Origin of the sequence: Bartonella sp. AC130YNZD (genome assembly GCF_042196865.1) — a bacterium.
Lineage (GTDB): Bacteria > Pseudomonadota > Alphaproteobacteria > Rhizobiales > Rhizobiaceae > Bartonella.
This window is the reverse complement of the sequence record NZ_JBHIQZ010000137.1, coordinates 1-843: the sequence shown is the minus strand read 5'-3', so window position 1 is coordinate 843 and position 843 is coordinate 1. Positions and strand designations below refer to the sequence as shown.

The 843-nt window shown below is 38.0% G+C and carries 2 pseudogenes; both read left to right on the top strand.

What is annotated here, in order from left to right:
- A pseudogene (locus ACFINU_RS10130) lies at nt 1–279 on the top strand (hypothetical protein); the annotation flags it as partial.
- A gap of 69 nt (nt 280–348) precedes the next feature.
- Nucleotides 349–684: pseudogene (locus tag ACFINU_RS10125) on the top strand (hypothetical protein); the annotation flags it as partial.
- Between the last annotated feature and the right edge of the window lie 159 nt (nt 685–843).

Genomic DNA, 843 nt, shown 5'->3' with positions numbered 1-843 from the left:
GGTAAATCACGCCTTGCTGCGTGGTCAAAAGCTTATGGCAATGCTCATGTTTTTGATAAAGCTATAGTTTATGATGGAAGCAATATTTATGACAATGCCAAGGTTTCTGGCTCGGCGCGTGTCGGTCCCTTTGCAAAAATTCATGATAATGCTCATGTGAGTGGCAAGGCACAAATTTGCCAATTTACAACGATTTATGGCAATGCGGTGCTTAAAGAAAATAAGAAATTTTCTGAAGATGTCTGTGGTGCTGATCAGGCTATAAATAACGCTGCGTAAATAACGCGCGGGCGGTGCGGGGCGCCCCCTTTAAAAATCTCATTCTAAAATTTAATCTTCTATAAAGGAATAGTGTTATGCAAAAAAAAGTTTGCACTGACAAATGAGACACGTGTATTTAATAATCAAACTCTTTATCGCATTCGTGCTTTAAGGGATTTCGATGATGTCAAAGCTGGCGACCTCGGTGATTTTATTGAAAGTGAAAACAATCTCTCTCATGATGGCAATTGCTGGGTCTATGATAACGCTACCGTTTTTTGGGACGCTGTCGTTTCTGACAATGCAAAAATACATGATAATGCTTGTATTAATAGAAATGCTAAAGTTTATGGCAATGCCGTTGTTAATGATGATGCATGGGTTTTCAGTGCAAATGCTCATGTTTATGGCAATCAAAAAATTTATGATGATATTGGGAATAATAACAAAACCATAAATGAAGCTGTTTAAATAAAGCTTGTGCGTGGCGGGGGCGCCTGCTTTCCAATCCAATTTTCCATTTCAAATTTTAGAAAACGTTTATCACATTAGATTGTGAGGGTATCTCTATGTGCAAAAAAT